Annotated in this window: 24 protein-coding genes; 5 read left to right on the top strand and 19 right to left on the bottom strand. The window is 43.3% G+C overall.

What is annotated here, in order from left to right:
* Window positions 1-25 precede the first annotated feature (25 nt).
* From proC to proB, 3 genes are all read right to left on the bottom strand, one after another.
* On the bottom strand, window positions 26-871 hold the full coding sequence (gene proC, locus HBA50_RS04560; RefSeq protein WP_045497105.1) for a pyrroline-5-carboxylate reductase: 846 nt from the start codon (window positions 869-871) through the stop codon (window positions 26-28).
* A 2-nt stretch (window positions 872-873) separates the two neighbouring features.
* Window positions 874-2,136 (bottom strand): glutamate-5-semialdehyde dehydrogenase, encoded by a 1,263-nt coding sequence (locus HBA50_RS04555; RefSeq protein ID WP_045497102.1) that lies wholly within the window; start codon window positions 2,134-2,136, stop codon window positions 874-876.
* Window positions 2,137-2,233: 97 nt separating this feature from the next.
* On the bottom strand, window positions 2,234-3,343 hold the full coding sequence (proB, locus tag HBA50_RS04550; RefSeq protein ID WP_045497099.1) for a glutamate 5-kinase: 1,110 nt from the start codon (window positions 3,341-3,343) through the stop codon (window positions 2,234-2,236).
* 137 nt (window positions 3,344-3,480) lie between these two features.
* Between proB and HBA50_RS04545 the strand changes: the two genes are divergently transcribed.
* Window positions 3,481-4,296 carry a Cof-type HAD-IIB family hydrolase gene (locus HBA50_RS04545; protein WP_045497096.1) on the top strand — a complete coding sequence of 272 codons (816 nt, stop codon included), beginning with the start codon at window positions 3,481-3,483 and terminating at the stop codon, window positions 4,294-4,296.
* A gap of 114 nt (window positions 4,297-4,410) precedes the next feature.
* Here the strand turns inward: HBA50_RS04545 and HBA50_RS04540 are convergent, their stop codons facing one another.
* The 8 genes from HBA50_RS04540 to HBA50_RS04505 form a co-directional block, all read right to left on the bottom strand.
* On the bottom strand, window positions 4,411-5,562 hold the full coding sequence (locus HBA50_RS04540) for an iron-containing alcohol dehydrogenase (RefSeq protein WP_045497094.1): 1,152 nt from the start codon (window positions 5,560-5,562) through the stop codon (window positions 4,411-4,413).
* Window positions 5,563-5,696: 134 nt separating this feature from the next.
* Window positions 5,697-6,767, bottom strand: coding sequence for an ABC transporter substrate-binding protein (locus tag HBA50_RS04535; RefSeq protein ID WP_045497092.1), 1,071 nt, complete (start codon window positions 6,765-6,767; stop codon window positions 5,697-5,699).
* The gene (locus HBA50_RS04530) at window positions 6,764-7,537 is read right to left on the bottom strand and encodes an ABC transporter permease (RefSeq protein WP_005590157.1); all 774 of its coding nucleotides are present in this window, start codon (window positions 7,535-7,537) and stop codon (window positions 6,764-6,766) included. The genes HBA50_RS04535 and HBA50_RS04530 overlap by 4 nt, the downstream gene beginning before the upstream one ends.
* Window positions 7,534-8,340 (bottom strand): ABC transporter permease, encoded by an 807-nt coding sequence (locus HBA50_RS04525; protein WP_045497088.1) that lies wholly within the window; start codon window positions 8,338-8,340, stop codon window positions 7,534-7,536. The genes HBA50_RS04530 and HBA50_RS04525 overlap by 4 nt, the downstream gene beginning before the upstream one ends.
* A complete protein-coding gene (locus HBA50_RS04520) occupies window positions 8,321-9,478 on the bottom strand; it encodes an ABC transporter ATP-binding protein (RefSeq protein WP_045497085.1) in 1,158 nt (385 codons plus the stop codon). Before HBA50_RS04520 ends, HBA50_RS04525 begins: the two co-directional genes overlap by 20 nt.
* A gap of 203 nt (window positions 9,479-9,681) precedes the next feature.
* On the bottom strand, window positions 9,682-10,584 hold the full coding sequence (murB, locus tag HBA50_RS04515; RefSeq protein WP_045497076.1) for a UDP-N-acetylmuramate dehydrogenase: 903 nt from the start codon (window positions 10,582-10,584) through the stop codon (window positions 9,682-9,684).
* Between the two features lie 165 nt (window positions 10,585-10,749).
* Window positions 10,750-11,616, bottom strand: a complete 867-nt coding sequence (gene thrB, locus HBA50_RS04510; RefSeq protein ID WP_045497066.1) for a homoserine kinase — start codon at window positions 11,614-11,616, stop codon at window positions 10,750-10,752.
* Between the two features lies 1 nt (window position 11,617).
* Window positions 11,618-12,904, bottom strand: a complete 1,287-nt coding sequence (locus tag HBA50_RS04505; RefSeq protein ID WP_045497063.1) for a homoserine dehydrogenase — start codon at window positions 12,902-12,904, stop codon at window positions 11,618-11,620.
* 132 nt (window positions 12,905-13,036) lie between these two features.
* Between HBA50_RS04505 and HBA50_RS04500 the strand changes: the two genes are divergently transcribed.
* Entirely contained in the window at window positions 13,037-13,969 is a 933-nt protein-coding gene (locus HBA50_RS04500; RefSeq protein ID WP_045497060.1) for a polysaccharide deacetylase family protein, read from the top strand.
* Between the two features lie 100 nt (window positions 13,970-14,069).
* Here HBA50_RS04500 and HBA50_RS04495 read toward each other — a convergent pair whose 3' ends face one another.
* From HBA50_RS04495 to HBA50_RS04460, 8 genes are all read right to left on the bottom strand, one after another.
* Window positions 14,070-15,026, bottom strand: a complete 957-nt coding sequence (locus tag HBA50_RS04495; protein WP_045497057.1) for an ABC transporter permease — start codon at window positions 15,024-15,026, stop codon at window positions 14,070-14,072.
* A 1-nt stretch (window position 15,027) separates the two neighbouring features.
* Complete coding sequence (locus tag HBA50_RS04490) at window positions 15,028-16,122, bottom strand: ABC transporter permease (protein WP_045497054.1); 1,095 nt, start codon at window positions 16,120-16,122, stop codon at window positions 15,028-15,030.
* Window positions 16,123-16,135: 13 nt separating this feature from the next.
* The gene (locus HBA50_RS04485) at window positions 16,136-17,650 is read right to left on the bottom strand and encodes an ABC transporter ATP-binding protein (RefSeq protein ID WP_045497051.1); all 1,515 of its coding nucleotides are present in this window, start codon (window positions 17,648-17,650) and stop codon (window positions 16,136-16,138) included.
* A 136-nt stretch (window positions 17,651-17,786) separates the two neighbouring features.
* Entirely contained in the window at window positions 17,787-18,842 is a 1,056-nt protein-coding gene (locus HBA50_RS04480; RefSeq protein ID WP_005590144.1) for a BMP family lipoprotein, read from the bottom strand.
* Window positions 18,843-18,913: 71 nt separating this feature from the next.
* Window positions 18,914-19,303 carry a cytidine deaminase gene (locus HBA50_RS04475; protein ID WP_045497048.1) on the bottom strand — a complete coding sequence of 130 codons (390 nt, stop codon included), beginning with the start codon at window positions 19,301-19,303 and terminating at the stop codon, window positions 18,914-18,916.
* On the bottom strand, window positions 19,290-19,952 hold the full coding sequence (gene deoC / locus HBA50_RS04470; protein ID WP_045497045.1) for a deoxyribose-phosphate aldolase: 663 nt from the start codon (window positions 19,950-19,952) through the stop codon (window positions 19,290-19,292). The genes HBA50_RS04475 and deoC overlap by 14 nt, the downstream gene beginning before the upstream one ends.
* A gap of 17 nt (window positions 19,953-19,969) precedes the next feature.
* Window positions 19,970-21,247: a pyrimidine-nucleoside phosphorylase gene (locus HBA50_RS04465; RefSeq protein ID WP_045497042.1), complete on the bottom strand. Its 1,278-nt coding sequence runs from the start codon at window positions 21,245-21,247 to the stop codon at window positions 19,970-19,972.
* Between the two features lie 2 nt (window positions 21,248-21,249).
* Window positions 21,250-21,837, bottom strand: a complete 588-nt coding sequence (locus tag HBA50_RS04460; RefSeq protein ID WP_045497041.1) for a class I SAM-dependent methyltransferase — start codon at window positions 21,835-21,837, stop codon at window positions 21,250-21,252.
* Window positions 21,838-21,930: 93 nt separating this feature from the next.
* Between HBA50_RS04460 and coaA the strand changes: the two genes are divergently transcribed.
* The 3 genes from coaA (at window position 21,931) to HBA50_RS04445 (ending at window position 23,744) form a co-directional block, all read left to right on the top strand.
* Window positions 21,931-22,851: a type I pantothenate kinase gene (gene coaA, locus HBA50_RS04455; RefSeq protein ID WP_045497038.1), complete on the top strand. Its 921-nt coding sequence runs from the start codon at window positions 21,931-21,933 to the stop codon at window positions 22,849-22,851.
* A gap of 70 nt (window positions 22,852-22,921) precedes the next feature.
* The gene (gene rpsT, locus HBA50_RS04450; protein ID WP_001274000.1) at window positions 22,922-23,158 is read left to right on the top strand and encodes a 30S ribosomal protein S20; all 237 of its coding nucleotides are present in this window, start codon (window positions 22,922-22,924) and stop codon (window positions 23,156-23,158) included.
* A gap of 67 nt (window positions 23,159-23,225) precedes the next feature.
* Complete coding sequence (locus tag HBA50_RS04445; RefSeq protein WP_045497032.1) at window positions 23,226-23,744, top strand: DNA topology modulation protein; 519 nt, start codon at window positions 23,226-23,228, stop codon at window positions 23,742-23,744.
* The last annotated feature ends 83 nt before the right edge of the window (window positions 23,745-23,827 follow it).

The raw sequence follows: 23,827 nt of genomic DNA, 5'->3' as shown, positions 1-23,827 counted from the left end.
TTATATGATGATGTATCATATCGCTTTACGATTCTATTTTTTCTTCAAAAAAGGCAAAATGACAATTATTCCACTTACCAAGTTCTTGTGTCCTTTGATAGGCAGCTTGAACGGCTGCCATGACCGTTCCTCGAAAGGCATTTTCTTCCAGACTGGCTACCCCAGCGATGGTCGAACCAGCTGGACTGCAGACTTGATCTTTGAGCTGAGCCGGATGTTGAGCGCTGACCTGACCTAGCTTGGCAGCGCCTAAAAGGGTTTGATTGGCCAGTTCAAGCGATATGTCGCGACTAAGTCCAGCTCGGACACCTGCATCCGCTAAAGCCTCTATAAAGAGATAGACGAAGGCTGGTCCACAGCCAGCAAGAGCTGTCGCCGCATCCAACTGCTTTTCCTCTAGTTTGACCAAAAGGCCAGCCGAAGACAGAAGCTCACGCAACAAATCTTCGTCTACTTGATTCGCCTGCTGGGATAAGGCATAAGTAATAACCCCCTCGCCAACAGCTACCGGTGTATTAGGCATTATACGAATCCAACGATGGTGGCTAGGTGTCAATTTTTCTAACGTTTCTAAAGGCAGACCCGCAGCCATCGAAACCAGCAGAAGAGAATCCCGTTTGTCTAGAATTTCCTGATACTCAGCCAGCAAGTCAGCAAATTGAGCAGGTTTGATGCCCAGAAAAATCACCTCTGCCTGAGCAAAAACTTCTGCATTACTGGCCGGCTGACCACCAAGTTCTGCAGCAATCTTTTCAGCCTTGTCACGACTGCGATTGGCCAGTAGCAATTCGCTTCTGTATCTTTCATCTTGGGCAACTAGACGAGCGAGATTACCACCCATATTTCCCAGACCGATAAAACCAATTTTCATCATTATTTCCTCACTTGACCCGTCCCTTGGATGACATATTTATAGCTGGTCAACTCTTTTAGTCCCATAGGACCTCTGGCATGCAGTTTTTGAGTGGAAATCCCCATTTCGCAACCAAGGCCAAATTGACCGCCATCTGTAAAGCGGGTTGAGGCATTGACATAAACTGCTGCGCTATCCACCTGCTCTGTGAAGTAAGCCGCCGCTGCATCATTCTCCGTCACAATGGCATCCGAGTGATGGGTGCTGTGAGCTTCAATATGCTCCACCGCTTCTTCCAGCGAGGAAACCAGCTTGACTGCTAAGATATAGTCCAAGAATTCTGTGTCAAAATCTTCTGGTCTAGCTTGCGAGCCCGAGATATACTGAGCCGCTTTCTCATCCAAACGTAATTCAACAGAATTTTCTTGTGTAGCCTTACGATCTGTCACCAGCATCTTCTGCAAGCGTGGTAAAAATGCTGCTGCAATCTCTTCATGAACCAGCAGTACCTCCATGGCATTGCAGACAGAGGGGCGACTGGTCTTGGCATTTTCAATAATCGCTAAAGCCTTGTCTTGATCAGCATCCTTATCTACATAGACATGGACAATTCCAGTACCTGTCTCAATAACCGGCACAGTCGCATTCTCCACGACTGCCTGAATCAACCCGGCACCTCCACGAGGAATAAGCAAATCCAGATAGCCCTTGGCCTTCATCATAGCTTGAGCTGAAGCTCGGCTGGTATCAGAAACCAATTGGATACAATCCGGCGAAATCTTGGTCTGAGCCAAGCCTTCTTTCAAAGCTGTGACAATAGCTAGTGCTGTCTGATAAGCATCCTTGCCACTTCTGAGAACTACTGCACTGCCACTCTTTAGCGCAAGAGCCGCAGCGTCTGAAGTGACATTGGGCCGGCTTTCGTAGATAATACCAATTACGCCCATAGCCACCCGCTTTTTACTGATGACGAGGCCGTTTTCAAGCTCAGTCTTTTCCAAGACTTGCCCCACAGGATCCTCCAAGTCAATCAGCTGACGAATGCCCTCTGCCATGCCAGCAATCCGATCCTCATCTAGATAAAGGCGGTCCAGCATCACATCAGAGATTTTACCTTTAGCCGCTGACATATCCAGTTCATTGGCTGCTAAAATATCGGTCCGAGAAAGCCAGAGCTGCTTTGCCATTTCTTCCAACGCTTTGTTTTTCTCAGCAGTTGTAGCTATGTTGATTGATTTTTTTGATTTTTTTACAATTTCAAATAATTCTTGTGTTGAGGTCATAGCGCCTCCTTTCGTAAGATACAATGATTTCTTTTTTTCTATTGGCGAAAATGTTGGAGAGTTCGGGTAAAGGAAATAAGTAAGTTCCTATTTCCACTTAAAATTCAGAAAAAAGCAGTTGGAGCTCTGGAGTAATAGAAATCCAATCGTCACGATGAATGACAACTCCCTTTGGTTTGCTAGATCGCAGCATGTCCTTGAGAGCCGATTTACCAAAGCGCACGCGCCCCTTTCCTAAAATCGCACCAGTCTCCTCTTCGTACACTGTCACCGTATCTTGGTAGGAAAAATGCCCCTCTAACCTAACAATTCCTGATGCCAGAAGGCTTTTACCATCGTAGCGGAGTGCCTGTGCCGCCCCCCGATCTACAAAGATGGCACCTTGGCTCTTGGCATAGAAAGCTAGCCACTGTTTTTGCGTCTTCAAGCCCTTATCCTGTGCTGTGAAAAAGCTACCATCTCGAGTCTGGCTCGCCGCCTCCAATAAAGCATTGCTTTTAAGTGACGAACAAATATAAACTGGTACACCAGACATAGTCGCTAAAGTTGCTGCTTTGATCTTGGTCAGCATGCCACCAGTACCATTGCTGGAGCCCGCACCGCCTGCCATGTCAATCAAATCGCTAGAGATCGCCTCAATTCTTTCAAGACGTTGGGCAGTTGGATCTGAAGCTGGGTTGGCTGTGTAAAGCCCATCAACATCTGTCAAAAGTACCAAAAGATCCGCCTGAACCATGGCTGCCACCTGAGCACTCAGCGTGTCATTGTCCCCCACCTTTAGCTCCTCGATAGAAACTGTGTCATTTTCATTGATAATGGGAATGGCACCGCGATTAAGGAGGACTGACAAAGCTTGGTGGGCATTTTTGTAACGCCGTTTATCCGCAAAATCATCCTGCGTCAGCAAGATCTGGGCAGACACAATCTTCTTCAAGAGCAGATTGGTGGTGTACTCCTCTAGGAGAAGCCCCTGACCAACAGCAGCCGAAGCCTGTTTGTCGGCTACTTTGGTTGGGCGTTTTTTAAAGCCTAGAGAAGAAAAACCTGCCGCAATGGCTCCAGACGATACCAAAATCAACTCATGTCCGGCTTCATGCAAGACCGATAATTGATGCGTGATTTCCCGCACCTTCGCCCGCGACAGACTCCCGTCAGGATTTGTCAATGAGCTCGTTCCAACTTTAAATACAATACGCTTTGCTTTCATAGCTTCTCTTTTCCTTACTAGATTTTCTTATTATACCATAAGGACAGGAAAATTAAAAAAACAATCTTTCCCCATTCCTGCTCTCCTAGCAATAGAAAATATGCTATAATATTCACAAATACTATTGGAGAAAAACTATGATTAAACTAATTGCCCTTGATATGGACGGAACTTTGCTGACTGAGGAAAAAAAGATTCCTCAAGCTCATATTGATGCCATCCACCAAGCTATCCAAGCTGGAGTCAAGCTGGTTCTCTGTACAGGCAGACCGCTCGTGGGAGTCAAGCCTTACTTTCAGGAGCTAGGCTTGGAGAATGAAAATGAATATGTCATCGTAGACAATGGCTGCGCTATCCATCAGACTAGCGATTGGCAGGTCGTTGACTGGCAAGAATTAAATCCCGATGATATTCGCTACCTCTACAGTTTGGCAGAGCAGAGCCAAGTGCAGTTGACCTTGTTTGATGAAGATCATTACTTCGTCGTGGGAGAAAAAGCCAGCAAAATTGTGACAGATGATGCGACCCTCGTCTTTACGACTCCTACTGAAATCAGCCTTGAAGAAGCTTGCAGCGGTCAGCATCGAATGTTTCAAGCTATGTTTCTAGGAAATCCAGAACAGGTAGACGATTTTGAGACCAAGTTCGCTCAAGAACTCTGCCAACGATTCAGTGGCGTCCGTTCCCAGCCTGTCATCTACGAGGCGATGCCAAAAGGTGTTACCAAAGCCTTTGCCCTAGAGCGTCTAGCGCAACGCCTAGAGATCAATCCTGAGGAAATCATGGCACTGGGCGATGCGAATAATGATATTGAAATGCTGCAGTTTGCTGGCTTGGGCGTTGCTATGGGGAATGCTAGCAACCATGTCAAAAGCTTGGCCGACTATGTGACAGATAGCAATGAAGAAAATGGCGTCGCTACAGCTATTGCTAAGTTTATTCTAGGGCACTAATTCTGTACATCATCCCATTTCCATAAATTAAAAAGACAGTTGTAGGAGAGAGAGCAACTGTCTTTTTTTGATATAAATCAACTAAGTTTAGAGGTAGAGCCTTTTTCCTTTGGCTTAAAACAATTCCTTGTATAAAGCAATGGTTTCTTCCAAAGTCGGCATGAAAGGATTGCCAGGTGCGCAAGCATCAATCAAAGCATTCTTAGAAAGGTATTCAAAGTCAAAGTCCTTTTCTTCAATGCCAAGCTCGGTCAGTTTCTTAGGAATACCGACCGTTTCGGACAAGGTTTCGATTTCCGAAATGGCATATGCTGCACATTCTTCATCAGTCTTGCCTTCGGTATGCAAGCCTAAAGCTTTAGCTACATTTCTAAAGGCTGCTGGTACACGTTTGGCATTTTCACGCTCAACTACTGGTAGGAGCATAGCACAGCAAACGCCATGAGGCAGATGATAGACCGCACCAAGCTGGTGAGCCATCGAATGCACATATCCCAGACCTGCGTTGTTAAAGGCCATGCCGCCGAGGAAAATGGCATTGACCATAGCTTCACGGGCTTCTATATCATGACCATTAGCAACTGCTCGCGGCAAATATTCCTTGATCAACTCAATAGCACCAATAGACAACTTCTTGGTTACGCCATAAGCACCAGGAGTTACCAAGGCCTCAACAGCATGAGTCAAAGCATCCATCCCAGTTGCTGCTGTTAAATTAGCTGGTTTGGAAACCATGAGCTCTGGGTCATTGACAGAGATGAGAGCCAGACTATTTTTATCAACCATCACCATCTTAACCTTGCGTTCTTCGTCCGTGATAACATAGTTGATAGTGATTTCGGCGGAAGTCCCTGCCGTGGTGTTGATGGCTACAACTGGCAGACCCTTTTCTTTAGACTTGTGGAGCCCTTCATAATCTTGCGGCTTACCACCATTTGTTGCCATGATGGAAATACAGCTAGCAGCATCTTGAGGTGAGCCACCGCCGACACTGATGATAAAATCACAGTCATTTTCTTGAAGAGTAGCTAAGCCATCATAAACATTCTTACAAGAAGGATTTGGGTCTACACCTTCAAAAACCACATATTTAATGCCTTCTGCTTCTAGCGGCTTGATGACTTTTGGTAAAATGTCACTGGATGCAATGTAGTGGTCTGTAACGATGAGAGCTTTCTTGAAGCCCAGCTCTTTGACATGACCGCCAAATTCATTAATGACACCTTTACCAATCAAATTGACTGATGGAACGTAGAAAACTGACATAATGACTTCCTCCTTAATTGAGCATAAAGCTCTATTGCATATGTTAATATAATTTTACTACTTTCTCTTCTACTTTTCAAATAATTATACAAGTCAAAATACAAAAAAACCTGAATAAATTCAGGTTTCTTTGGCTATTTGCGATACATTTTGACTTGAAGATAGAGGTCATTGTATGTTCCGAGCCATTTTGGTCCTAATTGCTGATAGACTTCCAGATGCTTCATGGTTTCTTCGGTTGGATAGAAAGCCTCGTCTTCCTGTACTTCTTCTGGCAGCAGGGCCTTGGCAGGAAGGTTTGGCGTTGAATAGCCAACATAGAGCGCATTCTTATAAGCATTTTCCGGTCTCAACATGAAATTGATAAACTGATAGGCAGCTTTTTTATTTTTGACTGTCTTTGGAATAACGATATTGTCAAACCAAAGGTTGCTGGCTTCTGTAGGCACGACATAGCGCAGATCTTCGTTGGCTTCCAGCATTTGACGAGCTTCACCAGAGAAGGTAACGCCGATAGCCGCGTTATTCTGAATCATGTAGCCCTTCATCTCATCAGCGACGATGGCTTTGATATTGGGCGTCAGAGTATAAAGCTTATCAACAGCCTCCTGCAACTGGTCAGCATCTTTAGAATTAAGACTATGACCATTCGAGTTCAGACCAATCCCCATGACTTCGCGGGCTCCGTCAATCATCATGATGGAGTTTCTGTATTCTGGCTTCCAGAGATCGTTCCAGTGCTCAGGCGCGTGCTCGACCATTTTAGTATTGTAAACAATGCCTAGCGTTCCCCAGAAATAAGGAATGGAATACTGATTTCCTGGATCAAATGGCTGATCCAAAAAGTCTGAACCAATATTTTCTAAGCCTTTGATCTGGCTATGATCCAATTTTTCCACCAAGTTTTCCTTCATCATCTTGGCAATCATGTACTCACTCGGGATGGCAATATCGTAGGTTGTTCCACCCTGTTTGATTTTCGTGTACATAGCTTCGTTGGAGTCGAAAGTTTCGTACTGGACCTGCACACCTGTTTCCTTGGTAAACTCAGTCAGCAAGTCTGGATCGATGTAATCTCCCCAGTTATAGACAACCAATTTATCACTGCCCTTGCTATTAGCTTTACTCTCAATCCGATAGCTAATTCCCCACAAGATCAGGATAATCGCAATAATCCCTGCTAAAAACGAATAGAGTTTTTTCATGCTGCTTCCTCCTTCTCACGCGTGATAAAGTAATAGCCAATGACTAAAACGATACTAAAGAGAAAGACCAGAGCAGACAGGGCATTGATTTCTAAGGAAATTCCTTGCCGTGCACGGGAATAAATTTCTACCGAAAGAGTCGAGAAGCCATTTCCTGTCACAAAGAAGGTCACAGCAAAGTCATCCAGTGAGTAGGTGAAAGCCATAAAATAACCGGCAATGATCGCTGGCGTCAGATAAGGCAGCATGATTTCCTTGAGCATCTGGACTTGACTAGCTCCCAAATCATAAGCAGCTTTAATCATGTCATCATTCATTTCTTTCAGCCTTGGCAAAATCATCAGCACAACGATGGGAATTGAAAAAGCAACGTGGCTGGCCAAAACGGACACAAAGCCCAATTGGAATTTAGCCGTGGTAAAGAGAATCAGGAAGCTTGCTCCAATCATAACGTCAGGCGCCACCATCAAAATATTATTGATGGATAAGAAAGCATCCTGATATTTTTTGCGGGCTTGGTAAATATAAATAGCACCAAAAGTTCCGATAATCGTAGCAATGAGGGAAGAAAGAAAGGCTAAGAAGAAAGTCTGCGCCAAAATTAAAATCAAGCGTGAATCTTCAAATAACTTTTGAAAATGAACCAGATCAAATCCAGTAAATTTATTCATATCATCGCCAGCATTGAAAGCATAGGCAATCAAGTAAAAAATCGGAAGATAAAGGATTAGAAACACGATCGCTAAATAGAGATTAGCAAATTTTTTCATCGTTCTCTCCTTTCCTTGGTTGCCCACATGGTGAAGAGCATGGCAATAATCAGAACCACTCCGATGGTTGAGCCCATTCCCCAGTTTTGCGTTGTCAAGAAATGCTGCTCAATAGCCGTACCCAGCGTAATGACACGATTTCCACCGATCAAACGCGTCAGCATGAAGAGGCTGAGACTAGGAATGAAGACAGACTGCACGCCACTTCTCACGCCATTCATTGAAAGCGGAAAGACGACATTGCGGAAAGTCTGCCAACGATTGGCACCCAAGTCATAGCTGGCATTGATGAGATTGGGATCTAAATCATCCAAGACGTTGAAAATGGGCAGAATCATAAAGGGCAGCTCAATGTAGCTGGCAACAAAGATAAAAGAAAAGTCAGTGAAAAGAATCTGCTTGGGACCGATACCGACAAAGGTCAGAAATTCATTTACCGAGCCGTTTTGCCCAAAAATACCGATAAAGGCGTAAGCCTTAAGCAAAAGATTGATCCAAGTCGGCAGGACAATCAGCATGAGCCAGAGCTGGCGATGCTTGAGCTGGGTCAAAAAATAAGCAGTCGGATAGGAAATGAGCAAGGTCACCAAGGTGATGATGCCTGCGTAAAATAACGAGTTAAAGCTCATTTTCAGATAGGTTAAATTCTGCGATGTGAAATAAATCCGATAGTTTTCCAGCGTGAACTGACCTTCGATATTAAAGAATGATTTCCAGACAATCATCATCACTGGAGCTAGGACAAAGAGCAGAATCCAAAGGAAATAGGGAACCATAAAAAGGTTAGAGGTTGTTTTCTTCATCTCTTTCCTCCTCAATGGCATTGATCAGCCCTGCTTCTTGTTCTTCGATTTCTACGTATTCTTCAATCCGAGCATCGAATTCTTCTTCGGTTTCATTGAGGCGCATGATATGGATATCCTCTGGCTCAAAGTCCAGACCGATTTCTTCTCCAACGATGGCCTTGCGAGTCGAGTGAATCATCCATTCATTGCCGAGCTCATCATAGGCGATAATTTCATAATGAACCCCGCGGAAGAGCTGGGTATCTACTTTTACTTGCAGTTTTCCTTCTTCAGGAAGCGTAATCCTCAAATCCTCTGGACGAATCACCACTTCAACGGATTCGTTTGGTCGCATTCCTCCGTCAACCGCTTCAAAGCGCTTGCCATTGAACTCGACCAAGTAGTCTTCAATCATCTTACCCGGCAGGATATTCGATTCTCCGATAAAGGTTGCAACAAAGTGGTTAATCGGCTCATCATAGATGTCCACTGGCGTTCCTGACTGGACAATTTCCCCTTCATTCATGACAAAAATCCAGTCACTCATAGCTAGGGCTTCTTCCTGGTCGTGGGTGACAAAGACGAAAGTGATCCCGAGGCGCTGTTGGAGTTCACGGAGCTCATATTGCATATCCGTCCGCAACTTCAAATCTAGCGCAGAAAGAGGCTCGTCAAGTAGGACAACCCGTGGCCGATTGATGATGGCACGAGCAATGGCTACCCGCTGGCGTTGACCGCCTGAAAGTCTCCGAATTGAACGGCGCTCATATCCTTCCAGCTGCACCATTTTCAGAACTTCAGTAACCCGTTCTTCAATTTCTTTTTTGTCTACCTTCCGCAACCGCAACGGAAAGGCTACATTCTCAAAAACATTCATATGCGGGAAAAGGGCGTAGGACTGAAATACGGTGTGAATATCCCGCTTATTAGTAGGAATGTCATTGATGCGAACACCATCCAAAAAGATGTCTCCCGTTGTCGCATCTAGCAGTCCTGCAATAATATTGAGGATGGTTGACTTCCCAGAGCCAGAAGCTCCTAGAAGCGTATAAAATTTTCCTTCTTCTAATTCAAAGTTAATATCTTTGAGAACGACGGTGTTACTGTCTTCAAAAACCTTCGAAACGTTTTTGAACTCAATAATTGGTTTTTTCAATTGGCATAAATTCCTTCTTTTCCATGTATTAACAGATTTTTGGTTCTGTCAGACCAAAAGAACCTCTCGAGGGCTACTATGGCCCTGCATACTTGCGATATCGATAGGCTTTCACCCCCTTTACTAATGACACATGGATATGGGCTATCCCAAAGACTTAGACAAATCTTAGAAAAGCAATCAGATAATTACATATTGGACTCTTATGCTTCTCCAATAATTCGAACTTCTCGTTCCAGAGTGACACCTGAATGCTCCTCGACTGTTTTAATGACATGAGCAATCAACTCTTCATAATCGCTAGCTGTACCATGATCGACATTAATCATGAAACCAGCATGCTTTTCTGAAACCTCTACACCACCGATTCGATAGCCTTTTAGACCAGCCTCACTGATTAGCTGGCCAGCAAAATGTCCCAGAGGACGCTTAAAGACCGACCCACATGATGGATATTCCAAAGGCTGCTTGAGTTCACGCAGATAGGTCAGACGTTCCATTTCCTGACGAATGTTTTGGTGGACACCTGGTGCCAGACCGAACTTAGCTGAAATGACGATGTCGCCAGTTTCTTGAATAAGTGAATGACGATAGCCAAAGCGCATATCACGCGCATCTAAGGTCTTGATTTCCCCTTCAGGTGTCAAGACCTTGCAGGAAACGAGCACATGAGTAATTTCTCCGCCATAAGCGCCAGCATTCATAAAGACAGCACCGCCGACACTACCCGGGATGCCACAGGCAAATTCAAAGCCAGTCAAACTATGATGCAGGGCAATACGAGTGGTCTGAGTTAGATTTGCACCAGCCTCTGCCTCAATCGTATAGCCATCTACTGCTACGTTATTTAGACTGTCAAACATGATGACAAAGCCTCGAATACCGCCATCTCGAACGATAATATTGCTTGAATTCCCAAGCACCAACCAAGGAATATTTTCACGATTGGCCAACTTGACAATCCGAGCCAATTCATAACGGTTGCGTGGAAAAACTAAGAAATCGGCAGCTCCGCCTACCTTCGTATAAGTGTATTGACTCAAAGGTTCATTGAAACGGATGTCGATTCCTTCTAATTCCGCAGAAAATTTTTCTAGGTTTTGCATGACTTACTCTCTTCTTTACAAATTACACTCTATTATATCAAAATTAAATGATATTTACGATAGACTGAGGGAAATAAAGATTCTTTTTCAAAACAAAAAGAAAGAGGAGAACGAAGATTGTAGACCAACACTGCGTCCACAAGTTCGTCATCCTCAAACTCTCTTCTATTTTTCTACACGTACACCCTGAGTATCTACTTGCAACTGGAAGACTTGTCCATCAAAACCTTGTTCCTTGATTTGCTGATAAATCTGTTCAGCCTTGTCTTTCGGAGATAAAACCATAACAGTCGGACCAGCTCCAGAGATATAAGTCGCAAAAGAGCCCTGTTTTCTGGCTAAGAATTTAATATCAGAAAATTCTTTGATAAGCGGTTGGCGATATCTCTCATGGAAACGATCAGATTCAATGGCACGACCAGCTGTTTTCATATCGCCATTTAAGAGCGCTGCAACAGCGACATTGGCTACAGAGCTTGCCGCAACAGCTTCCTTGTATGAAAGGCGATTAGGCAAGACACGGCGGCTTTCAACTGTTCTCAACTCATAATCTGGAATAAAAGCGATAAAGCTGACCTCTGGGAAATCTGACACAACAGCTGAAACTTGATTTTGGAAAGAGCTTGCAATCACTAGATTTCCATAAATCGCTGGTGCGACATTGTCCGGATGGCCTTCGATTTTTGTCGCAATTTTCAACTTTTCATGATCCGATAAGTTCAGATTTGCCAACTGATTAGCCAGTTCAATCCCTGCCACGATAACGGAGCTAGAAGAGCCGAGACCACGCGCCAAAGGAACGTCGCTGGTCATTTTTAAGCGATGTGGCTGAAGGTCCGGGGCTAATTGCAGGGCAATTTTGATTAGTAAATTCCGTTTATCAGTTGGAATTCGAGGATTGAGGTCATGCTCAATGACCCACTCCTGACTTTCTTCCAAGACTTCGATTTCTAGATATTTGGAGACTGCGACACCAACTGAGTCAAAACCAGGCCCGATATTGGCACTGGTTGCTGGTACAATAATTTTCATCTTATTCTCCTAATACTTTAAAGGTATTGAGCAATTCGAACTCTGGTACCTCACGGAGCTTGGCCACTACATTTTCAAGCTGAGTCTTGCTAACAGCATGCGTGATGATGACTACACGAGCAGTTTCACCATCCGTACCTTCTTGCAGAATTTGCTTGAAGGAAACTTCTTCAGCATTGAAGATTTCAGCCAGATGCAAAACTTGACCTTTGGCATCTGGAGCCAAGATAGAGAAATAATAGCTGCTCTTGACATCCTCAGGCTTAGCCAAGACAAGCTCGCGACTAAATTCATTGAAGGCTTTGCCGATCGTGCCTTCATTTAATCGACGGACGATGCGGACGATATCTGCAACGACACTGGTCGCAGTTGGTTTTTGGCCTGCCCCTGGACCATAATACATGGATTCTCCAATACCGATTGACTCGACAAAGACCGCATTCATTACGCCGTTTACACTAGCTAGTGGATGCGCTTTTGGCAAGAAAGTCGGTGTCACTTCCGCAGCGATTCCTGATGGTGTTTCCTCAATTGAGCCAACTAATTTCACTACATAGCCCAAATCTTGAGCAACAGCGACGTCTTCAGGCGTGATGTTGCGAATACCTTGGTGGCTGACGTCTTCAAACTTGATGTTCATACCGAAAGCAAATTGGCTGAGGATAACCATTTTATAGGCTGCGTCAATTCCATCAACGTCGTTAGTTGGATCGCTCTCAGCAAATCCTAAACGTTGCGCTTCCGCAAGAGCATCCTCATAAGACCAACCTTCTTCTACCATCTTGGTCATCATGAAGTTAGACGTTCCATTGACCACGCCCAAAACGCGAGTAATCTTGTCAGATGCCAATGAATTGACCAAGGTACGTAAAATAGGGATACCGCCTGCAACAGCAGCTTCATAGTAAAGGGCAACGCCATTTTTCTTAGCAATGTCTAACAATTCAGAACCATGAACTGCCAGCAAGTCTTTGTTGGCTGTCACCACATGCTTACCTGTTTCAAGTGCACGTGTGATAAAGGTTTTAGCTGGTTCAATACGTCCCATCAGCTCCACTACAATCGCAATTTCGCCGTCATTTAAGATTTCATCTACATTAGTTACAAAATTGTAATCATTTCCAGCTGCCAAAAGACGCTCTTTTTCAGCATCATCCTTGACCAAGACTTTAGCAACTTCAATCTCAGAATGAGCAGCCTGAACAATCTTTTCTCCATTTTCTTTCAACAAGAAAGGAACACCACTGGCAACTGTTCCAAAACCAAGTAAAGCAATTTTAATAGACATGAGGAACTCCTTGAATATTTCTTATATAAAAAACATTATAACAAAAATATATAGAAATGCCTACAAATCTATTTGTATATTTGTTATAATGTAAATAAAAATTTTAAACTCATGAGATTAGAAGGAGATACCATGACAGATAAACATATTGGAAGACGCATGCAAAGACATAAAGCTAAGAAAAAGGCATTCCTTTTTTCTATTATCAATCTTTTCTTGCTCCTTGCCCTAATCGTAGGCGGAATTTATCTTTGGAAGACTCAGTTCTCTCCTAGCAAACAATCCTCTGCGGGCAACCAAACTGTGCAATCCACCTCCAAGCCAGACTCTACCTCAAAAAATGAAGAAGCTTCAAAAATCAAGTGGGTAAAACAAGACGAGCCGGTTAAGATCCCAATCTTGATGTACCATGCGATCCATGTAATGGATCCCTCTGAGGCAGCCAATGCTGGTTTGATTGTAGATCCAACTACTTTTGAAAGTCATTTGCAGGCTCTGAAAGAGGCCGGTTATTATACTTTAACCCCAGACGAAGCTTACAAAGCTTTGACAGAGAATGTCCTTCCTGAAAATAAAAAAGTAGTCTGGCTGACCTTTGATGATAGTTTGAAAGACTTTTACACCAATGCCTTCCCGCTACTTCAAAAGTACCAGATGAAGGCAACCAACAATGTCATTACTGGATTTGTCCAAGCTGGCCGTGAAGATATGCTGACGCTAGATGAGATCAAAGAAATGAAGGAAAAGGGGATGTCCTTTGAAGACCATACCGTCAACCACCCTGATCTATCAACTGCTACTGCTGATCAACAAACCCTTGAACTACGCGATTCTAAAGCCTTTTTAGATGACAATCTATCACAGAAGACGACGACTGTTGCCTATCCATCTGGCCGCTATAGTGATGCGACCTTGCAGATCGCTGAAAGTCTGGGCTATAAGATGGGATTAACGACCAATAACGGCCTGGCTTCCCTGTCTAATGGATTACTCTCACTCAATCGTGTTCGAGTGAACCCAACTACTACTGCAGAAGATTTATTAAACGAAATCGCTACAAATTAATCTCATAAAGCTTGCTTCAGACGAAGCAGGCTTTTTCTATTTCCGATAGCAACTTTTTCCAATCACAAAAAAACCAGTTCCAAAGAACTGGTGTAAAAGGCTATTTAGACTTGATATAGTTGATACCGTCTGCTTTCGGAGCAACAGCTTTACCGAAGAAGGCTGCAAGAACCACAATCGTCAAAACGTATGGCGCAATCTGTAGATAAACCGTTGGCACATTTGAAAGAAGAGGCAACTGATTTCCAATAACGGCTAAACTTTGAGAAGCTCCAAAGAAGAGACTTGCCAACATAGCACCGATAGGACTCCATTTACCAAAGATCATAGCTGCCAAGGCGATAAATCCTGGACCTATGATAGTTGTCACAGCAAAGTTAACGGAGATTGACTGAGCATAGATAGCCCCTCCAATACCGCCGAGCAAACCAGAAATCATAACACCACAGTATCGCATGAGATAAACATTGATTCCTAGTGTATCTGCTGCCTGCGGATGTTCTCCAACTGAGCGAAGGCGCAATCCGAATTTTGTCTTAAACATAATAAACCAAGCAAGGAAAGAGAAGGCGATGGCCAAATATCCCATCAGACTTGTATGTTTGAAGAATATATCTCCTATGACGGGAATATCAGACAAAATAGGAAAATTAAATTTACCAAATGAACGCTGAATATTGTCTGTTTGCCCCTTGTTGTAGATAGCTTTAACAAGGAAGACTGCCAAGGCTGGTGCTAATAAGTTTAAAACCGTACCACTAACAACGTGATCCGCGCGGAAGTTAATAGTTGCTACAGCATGGATAAGGGAGAAGAGCACTCCGACTAAGCCAGCAGCAATCAAGGAGAGCCACGGAGTCAAGCTGCCAAAACTACTTTCGAAAGTCAGATTAAAGAGAACGCCTGTAAATGCTCCCATTACCATGATCCCTTCCAAGCCGACATTGACGACTCCGGCATGCTCCGAATAAGCTCCACCGATACTTGTGAAAATCAAGGGAGCCGCATAAATCAGCATAGATGATACTAATAAACCTAATATCGTTACAATACTCATCCTAGTTTCCCCCTTTCACTTTACCAGCTTCTTGCTTACGGTTTTTAAATAATTCAAAAACTGTCTTACCAGTCAGACGCTCAATCAAGTAATGGGCGCTGACAAAGAAGATAATCGAAGCTGTCACGATATTGACTAATTCTGTCGGAATCTGAGCCACGTTCATACCTGGCGCACCAACACTTAAAACTGCAAAGAGGAAGGCTGCAAAGAGAATTCCAATTGGAGAATTGGCTGCCAAAAGACTGACTGCCATACCATTGAAACCAACACTCAAGGAACTTCCTTGTACAAAGACATTCTGATAAGTACCTAGTCCTTCTACTACTCCTCCAAGTCCTGCAAGGGCTCCAGAAATAATCATGGACAAGATAATAGTCCGTTTAGAGGACATCCCTGCGTATTCAGCTGCATTTGGGTTAAGACCAACAGCACGGATCTCAAAGCCAAGCGTTGTTTTCTTCAGCATATACCAGATCAGCACAACTGCAATCAAAGCAAAGAAAATACCAATATTCATCCGAGAGTTAGCTGTCAAACTTCTCAGCCATTCTGTTTGATAAATCGCATTGGCACCAACACGCTTACTAGAGTCAACACTCTGCATCACAGATTTTGGAAAGCTGCGGATAAAAGCATTTCCAACGAAGAGGACGATATAGTTCATCATAATCGTAACGATGACTTCACTTGTTCCTAAATAGGCACGCAGAACCCCTGGAATAGCACCAATAATCCCACCAGCTACTGCTGCAATCACTACAGTTGCTAGCAACATCAGTGGGCGGGGTAGGTCAGGGAAGGAAAGGGCAAACCAACCAGCCAAAATCCAACCAGCCAAGGCTTGGCCCGGAAGTCCGACATTGAAAAATCCAGCCCGACTAGCAACGGCAAAACCCAGACCAATGAGAACTAGAGGTCCCATCGCCCGAGAAATTTCACCCAAACTTCTCAAAGAACCGAATGCCGTTTTAAAGAGGGATTCATATCCCCAGATGGCATCATAGCCAAAGATAGCCATGACAATCGCTCCCAATAAAATCCCTAAAAGAACTGAGATTAAGGGAACTGCGATCTGCTGTGTTTTTTTAGACATTTGAATCTCCCTTCTAAATCTTACCACCAGCCATGAGAATACCAAGTTCTTGCTTATTGGTTTTCTCTGGAGTCACAATTCCTTGAATCTTGCCATCATGGATAACGGCGATTCTGTCAGAAAGATTGAGTATTTCATCTAGCTCAAAGCTAACAACAAGTACTGCCTTGCCCTGAGTACGCTCCTCAATCAAGCGTTTATGGATATACTCAATTGCTCCGACATCAAGACCGCGGGTTGGCTGACTGACAATCAGCAAGTCTGGATCACGATCCACTTCCCGAGCAATGATAGCCTTCTGCTGGTTTCCTCCTGAGAGGGCTGAAGCAGGTACATACTCGCTAGCTGCCCGCACGTCAAACTCTTTCATCAGATTGCACGCGTAAGAGTAAATATTATTGTAGTTCAAGATGCCGTTTTTGCTGAGCGGCTCTTTGTAGTAAGTCTGCAAAGCAATATTTTCAGAAATGGACATCTGCAGCACCAAACCATCGCGATGACGATCTTCAGGAACGTGGCTGACCTTCATCTCAGTAATCTGACGTGGTTTCTTACCAATCACGGACTGGTTCTTGATCAAAATTTCACCCGAGCTTGCTTTTCTAAGTCCTGTAATAGCTTGAATCAACTCAGTCTGACCATTTCCGTCAATTCCTGCAATCCCAACAATCTCACCAGCACGAACATCCAGTGAAAGTCCCTTAACAGCTGGAACGCCGCGATTTTCTTCAACGACAAGATTCTTGATTGAAAGAACCGTTTCTTGAGGATTAGAAGGTTTCTTCTCCGTCTTAAAGGAAACGGCACGTCCTACCATCATTTCTGCCAAATCTTGGTTGGTTGCACCAGCAATTTCAACGGTTTCAATCGATTTTCCTCGACGAATAACGGTCACTCGGTCAGAAACTGCACGAATCTCATCCAACTTATGGGTAATAAGAATGATAGACTTACCTTCCTTGACTAAGTTTTTCATGATTTTCATCAATTCATCAATCTCAGATGGTGTCAAAACAGCTGTTGGTTCGTCAAAGATTAGGATATCTGCACCACGGTAAAGGGTCTTCAGAATTTCAACCCGTTGTTGTGCTCCGACGGAAATGTCTTCAATCTTGGCAGATGGATCGACCGACAAACCATATTTCTTAGACAAACGCTTAATTTCTTGCGTAGCGCGTTTCAAGTCTAAGATACCATTTTTTGTAATCTCACTTCCAAGAATAATATTTTCAGCAACAGTGAAGGCTTCCACAAGCATAAAGTGCTGATGCACCATCCCGATACCAAGTGAGGCCGCCTTTGATGGAGAGTCCAGCTTAACTGGCTTTCCGTTTACTACAATCTCACCACTAGTCGGCTCAAGTAGGCCGGCCAACATATTCATCAAGGTTGACTTCCCGGCACCATTTTCTCCTAAAAGAGCGTGAATTTCACCTTTTCGGAGTTCCAGATTGATTTTATCATTGGCCACAAATTCACCAAAAATCTTGGTAATTTCTCGCATTTCAATGACATTTTCATGTGTCATGGCTCTTTCCTTTCCAGAATTTCATTTTATGTCGATATAACCTCCTCGGACTCCTATCCTAGTAGGCTTAACCGATGCAAAGGCGTCAGAATTTAAAAATGAGCGACCCTAGTAGGTCGGATCGCTCAACATTCAATTATTTATCAGGAACTGTAATGCTACCGTCAAGGATTTTAGCTTTCGCTTCTTCAACAGCTTTTTTAGCATCTTCAGAAAGGTTGGTTGTTGTCAAATCAACACCACCGTCTTTCAAACCAAAGGTTGTAGTTTTACCACCTGGGAATTTACCTTTAGCAGTTTGGTTAGCAATGTCTTGGACAGTCTTACCAACTTGTTTCAAGCTTGATGCCAAAACAAAGTTAGATTCTTTACCATCTTTAGATTTGTATTTACCTTCTTCAGTTTGGTCACGGTCAACACCAAGTACCCAAACTTTTTCATTTTCATTTCTTGTTTCGTTGATTGACTTAGCTTCGTTAAATACTCCAGCACCAGTACCACCAGCTACTTGGTAAACAACATCCGCACCACCAGCATAGTGAGCAGCAGCAATTGTTTTACCTTTAGCTGCATCGCCGAATGAACCAGCATAGTCCACTTTAATCTTGATAGATGGGTCAACTGATTTCACACCAGCTTCGAAACCTTTTTCAAAACGTGTGATAACTGTTCCTTCTATACCACCAATGAAACCAACTTGTTTTGTCTTAGTAGTTTTTGCAGCTGCAACACCAGCAAGGTAAGCTGCTTCATTATCCGCAAAGACTGCTGAAGCAACATTCTTTTGACCTTCAATCACATCGTCAATAATAACGTAGTTAATACTTGAATTATCTTTAGCAGCAGATTCAACGGCATCACGAAGGGCAAAACCGATACCAAATACTAAGTTGTAACCATCCGTAGCAGCTTGGTTTAGGTTGTTCGCATATTGTGACTCGTCTGTTGATTGGAAGTAAGTATAGCCGTTATCTTTTGAAAGGCCATTTTCTTTCCCCCAAGCTTGCAAACCTTCCCATGCAGATTGGTTAAATGACTTATCATCAACACCACCTGTATCGGTTACGATAGCAGCTTTTAAATCAGTTTTAGCGTTAGAGCTATCTGATTTAGACGCACGATTCCCACATGCAGCAAGTCCGATTGCTGCGACAGACACTAGACCAAGACCTAGCCATTGTTTCTTGTTCATTTCTGAACCTCCTATATAAGATGTGCAACTTAGTTGCAAGTTTAATTTTGGTCAGTTGACCAGCAACAGACTCAAGTTAAGTCTGTAAAAGAGTATGGAAGTAACTCCTTGACCGTCATCACGACCGTCGATTTATCTTTAGCGACCAAGGTCACTGGTAAATCCTGATTAAAAAACTCTGCCATTACTTGGCGGCAGGCACCACACGGAGAGATCGGTTTTTCCGTTTCTCCGTAAACAATTAATTCCTCAAAGTCTAAAAAGCCTTCAGAAACAGCTTTAAAAATGGCTGTTCGCTCTGCACAATTGGTCAAGCCGAAACTAGCATTTTCGATATTGACACCTGTGAAAACTTGTCCATTTTTAGCTACTAAAACAGCTCCGACAGGGAAATGAGAGTATGGAACATAGGCATTCTTCGTGGTTTCTACAACTAAATCAATCAAATCAGTAGTCGCCATTAGCCACGTCTCCCTCCATAATCGCTACACCAGAGGATGCTCCAATGCGAGTCGCACCAGCTTTGATAAAGGCAAGTGCATCTTCGTAAGAACGGGCACCACCAGAAGCCTTGACTTCCATATCTGGCCCAACTGTCTTACGCATCAAAGCTACGTCCTCAACGGTTGCACCACCAGTTGAGAAGCCAGTAGATGTCTTGACAAAATCCGCACCAGCTTTCTGAGCAATTTGACAAGCTTTCACTTTCTCATCATCTGTCAAGAGACAGGTCTCAATAATGACCTTGACCAAGGTTCCTTTGGCAGCTTCCACAACAGCTCGAATGTCTCTTTCAACTAAATCAAAGTTTCGAGACTTTAGAGCACCGATATTGATGACCATGTCGACTTCATCCGCTCCGTTTTGGATGGCATCACTCGTTTCAAAAGCTTTGAGCTCCGGAGTATTTGCTCCCAGAGGAAAACTAATGACCGTACAGACTTTAACATCTGTCCCTTTCAATACTTGCGCAGCAAAACTCACCCAAGTCGGATTGACACAGACGCTCGCAAAGTCGTATTTCTTTGCTTCCTCAATCAAGGTTTCAATCTGCTCCTGACTTGCATCAGGTTTCAAAAGCGTATGGTCAATGTATTTGTTTAATTTCATGTTGGATTCTCCTAGAATTAAGCGATCACTTCGACAATCTCGCTTACTGCAACGCTTTCACTACCTATTCTAACATTTTTTTGGAATTCTGTAACTAGTTCTTGAGAAATTTTTTCATTTGCGTAAATTTTTGCAACAATTTCCCCAATTTCGACTGTTTCGCCAACCTTTTTTTCAAACACGATACCAGTTTCATAATCTAGTTTATCAGATTTGACCGCTCGGCCTGCTCCTAATCTCATCGCAAACAAGCCAAATTCCATAGCTGGAAGCTCTGTGATAAAGCCAGATTGCTCTGCTCTCACTTCAGCCACATATGCCGCTTGGGATGGTCGATACAAGTCCTCTAGATCTCCACCTTGAGCCGCAATCATCTCTTCAAATTTTTTCAAAGCCGCTCCATTTGTCAGATGCTCTCTAATTTCAGAAACTGACTTCTCAATATTAGCCAAATCAAGCATAATCCGAGCGAGCTCGCAGATAAAGTCCGTAATGTCTTCGCGTCCTTGTCCTTGAAGGATTTCCAGCGCTTCTAGGATTTCCAAACGATTGCCAATGCTAGTACCTAAAGGCTGACTCATATCCGTAATGACTGCAACTGTTCTACGTCCGACAGCCTTACCCAAGTCTACCATGGTACGGGCTAGGACACGGGCATCCTCTAGATTTTTCATAAAGGCACCTTCACCGACGGTTACATCCAGTAAGATGCTGTCTGCACCAGCGGCGATTTTCTTGCTCATAACCGAACTGGCAATCAAAGGAATGGTATCAACTGTAGCGGTCACATCACGCAGGGCATAGAGAAGCTTGTCTGCCTTAACTAGCTGGTCTGACTGACCGATGACGGATACACCAATCTCCTGAACCTGCTTGATGAAATCTTCCTGATTGCGCTCTACCTGGTAGCCCTTGACAGACTCGAGCTTGTCTATGGTACCGCCCGTGTGTCCCAAGCCTCGACCGCTCATCTTAGCAACGGGTACTCCAAAGCTAGCTACTAGAGGAGCCAAGATTAAGGTAACCTTATCTCCCACTCCACCAGTCGAATGCTTATCGACCTTAATCCCTGAAATAGCTGACAGGTCGAACTGCTGGCCTGTACCTACCATGGCCATGGTCAAATCAGAAATTTCTCTTGTAGTCATTCCTTTAAAGTAAACAGCCATGGCAAAGGCTGACATCTGGTAATCTGGTACTGTTCCAGCTACATACCCCTCAATCAGCCATTCAATCTCTTGACTGGACAATTCTAGTCCATCTCGTTTCTTTTGAATAATATCAACTGCCCGCATCTTTATTTCACACTCCTTAGGATATAATAACCTTTGTCCTTCTTGAGAGTCTCGCAGTTGCCAAACACTTCTTCCATCTTGGCTTTAGCACTAGGAGCTCCTTGTTTCTTTTGGATGACAATCGTCAAATCCCCATCCGCTAACAAGTGATCATAGCTACCTGAAATAACTTCATGCACCACCTGCTTACCAGCCCGAATCGGTGGATTGCTGATAATATGATGGAATTGTCCGGTCACATGTTCGTAAACATTGGACTGGAAAATATCTGCAGATACTTGGTTCGCATCCGCATTCTTTCTAGCCAAGTCTAGCGCTCGCTGATTGATATCCACGAGAGTAACTTCCAGCTCTTGCGCTTTAGCCAGAGTCAGGCCCAGCGTTCCATAGCCGCAACCCACATCCAGCAGCGTTTCTTTTTTGTTAAATTCCAAGGCAGACAACAACACTCGACTGCCGTAATCGATCATTTTTTTACTAAAGACACCAGCATCTGTTAAAAAGGTCATCTGTTGTCCTGATAATTCCACTTTTAATTCATGAATGTCATGTTTGGCATCCGGATTTTCTGCAAAATACATTTTAGTCATAAAACCATTTTATCATAAATTTTCTAGATTTGTAAATCGTTTTCATTTCTCCAAAAGTATGTTATACTAAAATCCATCATATAGGAGTAACTTATGACTAACGAATTTCTTCATTTTGAAAAAATCAGCCGCCAAACTTGGCAGAATCTGCATCGAAAGAAAAATCCACCGCTCACTGAGTCCGAACTCAATTCTATCAAGAGTTTCAATGACAAAATCAGTCTACAGGATGTGACAGATGTTTATCTGCCTCTGACAAATCTCATTCAGATTTATAAACGTTCCAAAGAAGATCTCGCCTTTTCAAAAGGTATTTTTCTACAAAAGGAAAGCAAAAGGCAGCCCTTTATTATCGGAGTATCTGGCAGTGTTGCCGTTGGAAAATCAACGATTAGCCGCCTATTACAAATCCTCCTGTCACGGACTTTTACAAATGCCACCGTTGAATTAGTGACGACAGATGGCTTTCTCTATCCTAATCAAACTCTGATTGAAACAGGTATCTTAAATCGCAAAGGCTTCCCTGAAAGCTATAATATGGAACTCTTGCTGGACTTTTTAGACCGCATTAAAAATGGTCAAAACTATGAAATTCCCGTCTACTCGCACGAAATTTATGATATTGTCCCAAATGATAAGCAGGAGATTAAGGCAGCTGACTTTGTCATCGTGGAAGGTATCAATGTTTTCCAAAATCCGCAAAATGAACGCCTTTATATGACTGACTTTTTCGACTTCTCTATCTACGTAGATGCCGAAGTCGAAAATATCGAGTCTTGGTATCTGGATCGCTTTAAAAAATTATTGGCACTAGCCAAGCATGACACGAATAATTACTACCATCGCTTTACAACTCAGCCTGAAGAAGAAGTCATGGCGCTGGCCCATAATATCTGGGAAACAATCAATCTGGTGAATCTATTAGACTATATTGAGCCAACTCGTAATAGAGCCGAAGTGATTTTGCACAAGGCTAAAAATCATGAAATTGACGAAATCTATCTAAAAAAATAATTTAGACTTGTCAAATCACAACTTTTCATATATAATTAGATAGTTAGTATTTTCAATGGAGGTGAATAACTTGGCAAACATTAAGTCAGCTATCAAACGCGCTGAATTGAACGTTAAACAAAACGAAAAAAACTCAGCTCAAAAATCAGCTATGCGTACTGCAATCAAAGCATTTGAAGCAAACCCGTCTGAAGAACTTTTCCGTGCTGCTAGCTCAGCTATCGATAAAGCAGAAACAAAAGGTTTGATCCACAAAAACAAAGCAAGCCGCGATAAAGCACGTCTTTCAGCTAAACTTGCTAAATAATGCATCGCGCATACAAAGGAGCTCCACGGAGCTTTTTTTGTTGCTCACTGCAATTAGGAGAATGTATATGAAGATTGCTATCATCGGCTACTCAGGCTCTGGCAAGTCAACCTTAGCCCAGCAGTTAGGCCACTTCCACCATATTCCCGTGCTTCATCTGGATACGATTCGGTTTGAAGAAAACTGGCAGACTCGTAGCCAAGACCAAGTCAAGGATGATTTAGCGGATTTCCTCAAGCGAGAACAATCCTGGGTCATCGATGGCAACTACTCCTTCGCCTGCTTTGAGGAAAGGATGGCTCAGGCTGATCAGATTATCTTTATGAACTTTTCTCGCTGGAACTGCCTCTATCGCGCCTTCAAACGCTACCTCAAATACCGAAATCAGGTACGAGAGAGTATGGCTTCTGGCTGTACTGAAAGACTAGATTGGGAATTCATCCGCTGGATCCTTTGGGATGGAAGGACAAGAGAGACTAAAAATCTCTATGAAAAAGTTCGTCAGACCTATCCTGAGAAATTTATCGAATTGCAGAATCAAAAGCAATTATCAGACTATGTAAAAGAATCTGGGACAAAAGTCTAACCTTAAATATAAAAAGCGAACAAAACGGAGTTATCTGACACTCAGAATTCTGTCTTGTTCACTTTTTTGTCTAATCTATCAAT

The organism is Streptococcus cristatus ATCC 51100 (assembly GCF_011612585.1).
Lineage (GTDB): Bacteria > Bacillota > Bacilli > Lactobacillales > Streptococcaceae > Streptococcus > Streptococcus cristatus_H.
Note: the sequence above shows the minus strand (reverse complement) of the source record. Positions and strands in the feature narration are given on the sequence as shown.

What these genes read in the sequence shown, in the direction of transcription:
- proC (WP_045497105.1), bottom strand. Translation starts at nt 871, where the DNA reads ATGAAAATTGGTTTTATCGGTCTGGGAAATATGGGTGGTAATCTCGCT.
- HBA50_RS04555 (WP_045497102.1), bottom strand. Translation starts at nt 2,136, where the DNA reads ATGACCTCAACACAAGAATTATTTGAAATTGTAAAAAAATCAAAAAAA.
- proB (WP_045497099.1), bottom strand. Translation starts at nt 3,343, where the DNA reads ATGAAAGCAAAGCGTATTGTATTTAAAGTTGGAACGAGCTCATTGACA.
- HBA50_RS04545 (WP_045497096.1), top strand. Translation starts at nt 3,481, where the DNA reads ATGATTAAACTAATTGCCCTTGATATGGACGGAACTTTGCTGACTGAG.
- HBA50_RS04540 (WP_045497094.1), bottom strand. Translation starts at nt 5,562, where the DNA reads ATGTCAGTTTTCTACGTTCCATCAGTCAATTTGATTGGTAAAGGTGTC.
- HBA50_RS04535 (WP_045497092.1), bottom strand. Translation starts at nt 6,767, where the DNA reads ATGAAAAAACTCTATTCGTTTTTAGCAGGGATTATTGCGATTATCCTG.
- HBA50_RS04530 (WP_005590157.1), bottom strand. Translation starts at nt 7,537, where the DNA reads ATGAAAAAATTTGCTAATCTCTATTTAGCGATCGTGTTTCTAATCCTT.
- HBA50_RS04525 (WP_045497088.1), bottom strand. Translation starts at nt 8,340, where the DNA reads ATGAAGAAAACAACCTCTAACCTTTTTATGGTTCCCTATTTCCTTTGG.
- murB (WP_045497076.1), bottom strand. Translation starts at nt 10,584, where the DNA reads ATGCAAAACCTAGAAAAATTTTCTGCGGAATTAGAAGGAATCGACATC.
- thrB (WP_045497066.1), bottom strand. Translation starts at nt 11,616, where the DNA reads ATGAAAATTATTGTACCAGCAACCAGTGCCAATATCGGGCCTGGTTTT.
- HBA50_RS04505 (WP_045497063.1), bottom strand. Translation starts at nt 12,904, where the DNA reads ATGTCTATTAAAATTGCTTTACTTGGTTTTGGAACAGTTGCCAGTGGT.
- HBA50_RS04500 (WP_045497060.1), top strand. Translation starts at nt 13,037, where the DNA reads ATGACAGATAAACATATTGGAAGACGCATGCAAAGACATAAAGCTAAG.
- HBA50_RS04495 (WP_045497057.1), bottom strand. Translation starts at nt 15,026, where the DNA reads ATGAGTATTGTAACGATATTAGGTTTATTAGTATCATCTATGCTGATT.
- HBA50_RS04490 (WP_045497054.1), bottom strand. Translation starts at nt 16,122, where the DNA reads ATGTCTAAAAAAACACAGCAGATCGCAGTTCCCTTAATCTCAGTTCTT.
- HBA50_RS04485 (WP_045497051.1), bottom strand. Translation starts at nt 17,650, where the DNA reads ATGACACATGAAAATGTCATTGAAATGCGAGAAATTACCAAGATTTTT.
- HBA50_RS04480 (WP_005590144.1), bottom strand. Translation starts at nt 18,842, where the DNA reads ATGAACAAGAAACAATGGCTAGGTCTTGGTCTAGTGTCTGTCGCAGCA.
- HBA50_RS04475 (WP_045497048.1), bottom strand. Translation starts at nt 19,303, where the DNA reads ATGGCGACTACTGATTTGATTGATTTAGTTGTAGAAACCACGAAGAAT.
- deoC (WP_045497045.1), bottom strand. Translation starts at nt 19,952, where the DNA reads ATGAAATTAAACAAATACATTGACCATACGCTTTTGAAACCTGATGCA.
- HBA50_RS04465 (WP_045497042.1), bottom strand. Translation starts at nt 21,247, where the DNA reads ATGCGGGCAGTTGATATTATTCAAAAGAAACGAGATGGACTAGAATTG.
- HBA50_RS04460 (WP_045497041.1), bottom strand. Translation starts at nt 21,837, where the DNA reads ATGACTAAAATGTATTTTGCAGAAAATCCGGATGCCAAACATGACATT.
- coaA (WP_045497038.1), top strand. Translation starts at nt 21,931, where the DNA reads ATGACTAACGAATTTCTTCATTTTGAAAAAATCAGCCGCCAAACTTGG.
- HBA50_RS04445 (WP_045497032.1), top strand. Translation starts at nt 23,226, where the DNA reads ATGAAGATTGCTATCATCGGCTACTCAGGCTCTGGCAAGTCAACCTTA.